3 protein-coding genes are annotated in these 4634 nt (G+C 66.0%); all 3 read right to left on the reverse strand.

What is annotated here, in order from left to right:
* Positions 1 to 378 (reverse strand): TolC family protein (locus AC3IFE_RS21435; RefSeq protein ID WP_489191874.1); only part of this gene is annotated, 378 nt, incomplete at its 3' end.
* 2 nt (positions 379 to 380) lie between these two features.
* Entirely contained in the window at positions 381 to 3572 is a 3192-nt protein-coding gene (locus AC3IFE_RS21440) for an efflux RND transporter permease subunit (RefSeq protein WP_489191875.1), read from the reverse strand.
* 15 nt (positions 3573 to 3587) lie between these two features.
* On the reverse strand, positions 3588 to 4634 hold a 1047-nt coding region (locus tag AC3IFE_RS21445; RefSeq protein WP_489191876.1), incomplete at its 5' end, for an efflux RND transporter periplasmic adaptor subunit.

Consider the following 4634-nt stretch of genomic DNA (forward strand, 5'->3'; position numbering starts at 1 on the left):
GAAACGCTGGATGGTGCCCGTGCCCGTACCGTCGAGCGTCGGGAACAGCCCCGCGCGCGTGATCTGGTACTGCGCACGCGCGGCCTCGATGTTCAGCACCGACACGCGCAGGTCGCGGTTGTTTTTCAGCGCGATCTCGATCAGCCGCTGCAGGCGCGGATCGACGAAGAACTCGCGCCAGCCGATGGCGGTCGCCGCCTGGCCGTTCGCGCTGCGCGCGCCGGCCGCGCCCGGCTGCGTCGCGTAGACGCCGCCGGCCGGGTACGCCTGCGCGACGGGTGCGTCGGGCCGCTTGTAATGCGGCGCCATCGTGCAGCCGGCGGCAAAGAGCGCGGCAGCCAGTGCGGCCGCGGTTGCAGTCAAAGCATGTTTTTGCATCGTTACCGCCCCTTCGAATCGTGTGCGTCGTCGTGACCGCGCTGCAGGTCGCCCTGCACGAGGCGCCACGCGTCGTCGACGTTTTCCGTTTCGCCGCTGAAGATCGCACGCACCCGCACGAAGAACATCGGGATCATGAAAATGGCGAGGAACGTCGCCGTGATCATCCCGCCGATCACACCCGTGCCGATCGCGTGCTGGCTCGCCGAGCCCGCACCGTTGCTGATCGCGAGCGGCAGCACGCCGAGCATGAACGCGAGCGACGTCATCAGGATCGGGCGCAGCCGCAGGCGTGCCGCCTCGATCGCCGCGCGCACCGGCCCCATGTTCCCGCCCGCCTGCAGTTCGCGTGCGAACTCGACGATCAGGATCGCGTTCTTCGCGGACAAGCCGACGGTCGTCAGCAGGCCGACCTGGAAGAACACGTCGTTCTCGAGGCCGCGCAGCATCGTCGCGAGCAGTGCGCCGACCACGCCGAGCGGCACGACCATGATCACCGAGAACGGAATCGACCAGCTTTCATACAGCGCCGCGAGACACAGGAACACGACGAGGATCGAGATCGCGTACAAGATCGGCGCCTGCGAACCGGACTGGATTTCCTGGAACGACAGGCCCGTCCACGAATAGCCGATGCCTTCCGGCAGCTTGCTCGCGAGCGCTTCCATCGCGGCCATCGCCTGGCCGGTCGACTTGCCCTCCGCGGCCTGCCCCTGGATCTCGATCGACGACACGCCGTTGTAACGCTCGAGCTTCGGCGATCCGTAGATCCAGTGGCCGCTCGAGAACGCGCTGAACGGCACCATCCCGCCGGCGCTGTTGCGCACGTACCAGATGTTCATGTCTTCCGGCGTCATCCGGAACGGCGCATCGGACTGTACGTACACCTTCTTGATCCGGCCGTCGGTATCGAGAAAGTTGTTCACGTACTGCGACGCCCATGCGATCGAAAACGTCTGGTCGATCGCCGCGGCCGTCACGCCGAGCGCGTTCGCCTTCTCGCGATCGATGTCGACCTTGTACTGCGGCGTATCGTTCAGGCCGTTCGGGCGTACCAGTGCGAGCGTCGGATCCTTCGCGGCCATCCCGAGCAACTGGCCGCGCGCGGCCATCAGCGCTTCGTGACCGAGACCCGCGTTGTCCGTCAGCTCGAAGTCGAAGCCGGCAGCGGTACCGAGTTCGGGAATCGACGGCGGGTTGAACGGAATCACCATCGCGTCCTTGTACGTCGAATAGTGCGCGAAAGTCCGGCCGATCAGCGCCTGCACCTTTTGATCCGAACGCTGGCGCTGCTCGTACGGTTTCAGCTTCACGAACACGAGGCCCGCGTTCTGGCCGCGGCCCGCGAAGCTGAAGCCGTTGACCGTGAACACCGAGTCGACCACGTCCTTCTCGGCGGTGGTCAGGTACGTGTTGATGTTGTCGAGCGTCTTGCCGGTCGTTTCCTGCGTGGAGCCGGACGGCGTCTGCACGATCATGAACATGTAGCCCTGGTCCTCGTCCGGCAGGAACGACTTCGGCAGCCGCGCGAACATCACGCCGACCGCGAGGAACACGGCCAGGTAGATCACGAGCCAGCGGCCCGAGCGGCGGATCACGTGATTCACGCCGCTCGTGTAGCGATCGCGGCTGCGATCGAACGTCCGGTTGAACCAGCCGAAGAAACCCTTCTTCTCTTCGTGATGCCCCTTCTCGATCGGCTTCAGGATCGTCGCGCACAGCGCGGGCGTCAGGATCAACGCGACGAGCACCGACAGCACCATCGCCGACACGATCGTCAGCGAGAACTGACGATAGATCGCGCCGACCGAGCCGCCGGAGAACGCGACCGGCACGAACACCGCCGACAGCACGAGCGCCACGCCGACGAGCGCGCCGGTGATCTGGCCCATCGCCTTGCGGGTCGCCTCCTTCGGCGACAGCCCCTCCTCCGCCATCACGCGCTCGACGTTCTCGACCACCACGATCGCATCGTCGACCAGCAGGCCGATCGCGAGCACGAGCCCGAACATCGACAGCGTGTTGATCGAGAAACCGACGATGCCCATGATCGCGAACGTGCCGAGCAGCACGACCGGCACCGCGATCGTCGGGATGATCGTCGCGCGCAGGTTCTGCAGGAACAGGTACATCACGAGGAACACGAGCACGATGCCCTCGATCAGCGTCTTGACCACTTCCTCGATCGACAGGCGCACGAACGGCGTCGTGTCGTACGGGTAGTGCACGACGAGGCCATGCGGGAAATACTTCGACAGCTCGTCGATCTTGGCCCGCAGCGCGCTCGCGGTCGCGAGCGCGTTCGCGCCGGTCGCGAGCTGGATGCCGAGGCCGGCCGTCGGCTGCCCCATGTACTTCGTGTCGAACGTGTAGTTTTCCGAACCGAGTGCCGTGCGGCCGACGTCCTTCAGGCGAACCTGCGAGCCGTCCTGGTTGACCTTCAGCAGGATGTTGCCGAACTGCTCGGGCGTGCGCAGCAGCGTCGATTCGGTGATCGTCGCCTGCAGCACGGTGCCCGGCTTCGCCGGCGTGCCGCCGATCTGGCCGCCCGCGATCTGGACGTTCTGCTGCGTGATCGCGGCCGTCACGTCGGTCGGCGTGAGGCTGTAGTTGGTCAGCTTGACGGGGTCGAGCCAGATCCGCATCGAGAACTGCGAACCGAGCAGCAGCGTCTGACCGACGCCGTTCACGCGGCTCAGCGGATCGAGCACATGCGAGGCCACGTAGTTCGTCAGGTCCTCCTTCGACATCCGGCCGTCCTCGGAGTTGAACGCGAACCACATCAGCCAGTTGCTGCTCGACTTCGTGACCTGCATGCCCAGTTGCTGCACGACCTGCGGCAGGTTCGGCGTCGCGAGCGACAGCTTGTTCTGCACCTGCACCTGTGCGACGTCCGGATTCGTGCCCGGCGAGAAGGTCAGCGTGATCGTCGCGTTGCCCGAATCGTCGCTTGTCGACGACATGTACAGGAAGTTGTCGAGACCGCTCATCTGCTGCTCGATCACCTGCGTCACCGTGTCTTCCACCGTCTTCGCGGAAGCGCCCGGGTAGTTCGCCTGGATCTGGATCGTCGGCGGTGCGATCGTCGGATACTGAGCGATCGGCATCTTGAAGATCGATGCGACGCCGGCCAGCATCAGCACGATCGCGATCACCCACGCAAAGATCGGGCGATCGATAAAGAACTTGGCCATGAAACGGACTCCCTGTTATTGCGCGCTCGACGCGGCGGCCGAACTCGCTGCGGCACTGGCCGCGGTAGTCGCCGACGCGGCGCTTGTCGGCGCGGCGCCTGCCGTGGTGGCGGAGGCGGCGTCCGGCGCCGGTGCGAGCTGCGAGGCGACGGTCTTCACCGTCGCGCCCGGGCGCACCTTGTCGACGCCTTGCACGATCACGTGATCGCCCGCTTGCAGACCGCCTTCGACGATCCAGTTCTGGCCTTGCATCCCGCTAGTCTTCAGCGGACGCGGCTCGACCTTGTTGCTGGCGTTCACCACCATCGCGATCGCCTGCCCCTTCTGGTCGTGCGTGACGCCGATCTGCGGCACCAGGAATGCGTTCTCGTTCACGCCTTCCTCGATCCGGGCGCGCACGAACATCCCCGGCAGCAGCACGCGGCCCGGGTTCGGGAACACCGCGCGGATCGTCACCGAGCCGGTGGTCTGATCCACCGTCACGTCCGAGAACTGCAGCTTGCCCGCTTCCGAATAGGTCTTGCCGTCTTCGAGGATCAGCGACACCTTCGCCGCGACCGGGCCGCTCGTCTTCAGACGGCCGCTCTGCACGTCCTGACGCAGCTTCAGCCCTTCGAGGCTCGACTGCGTGAGGTCCACGTACACCGGATCGAGCTGCTGCACCGTCGACATCAGCGTCGCCTGGCTCGCCTGCACGTACGCGCCCGGCGTCACCTGCGAGATGCCGACGCGCCCGCTGATCGGCGACACGACGTCCGTATAGCCGAGGTTGATCTGCGCGGTATCGACCGCCGCCTTGCCGGCCGCGACGTCCGCCGCGGCCTGCCCTTGCGTGGCGACCGCGTTGTCGTAGTCCTGCTTGCTGACCGCGTTCGCGGCGACCAGCACCTTGTAGCGCGCGACCAGCGCGTTCTGCGTGACGAGGTTCGCCTGCGCCTTCGCGAGCGTCGCCTTCGCGCTGTTCAGCGCCGCGACGTACGGCGCCGGATCGATCTTGTAGAGGCGCTGACCGGCCTTCACGTCGGTGCCTTCGGTGAATTCACGGCGCAGCACGATGCCGTC

Source organism: Burkholderia sp. APQ4-4ca (assembly GCF_057837105.1).